The sequence below is a fragment of the Mesorhizobium sp. M1A.T.Ca.IN.004.03.1.1 genome (assembly GCF_003997555.1).
GTDB lineage: Bacteria > Pseudomonadota > Alphaproteobacteria > Rhizobiales > Rhizobiaceae > Mesorhizobium.
In genome coordinates this window covers 1-245 of the sequence record NZ_RZTV01000879.1, presented here as the reverse complement: position 1 = coordinate 245, position 245 = coordinate 1, and the positions used below count along the sequence as shown (strand labels likewise).

The following is a 245-nucleotide window of genomic DNA, read 5'->3' as shown; positions in this document are numbered from 1 at the left end:
TCGGCGCCGGGCATCGCCTCCGTTTTCATCATCACGGTGATTGCCGGCTGGTCGCAATTTCTGGTGCCTTTTCTATTGCTCACGAAAAATGACCTGATGCCGATCGGCGTCGGCATCTTTAATTTCCGCGGCATGCAAACCGACTCATCCATCCAGCTGCTTGCCGCCGCCTGCCTGATCGCGGTCGTTCCGGCGATCGTCGCCTTCCTGTCGCTCCAGCGGTTGATCCTCGGTGCGATGACCAG

1 pseudogene is annotated in these 245 nt (G+C 59.2%); it reads left to right on the top strand.

What is annotated here, in order from left to right:
* Positions 1 to 245, top strand: a pseudogene (locus tag EOD29_RS34200) (carbohydrate ABC transporter permease); the annotation flags it as partial.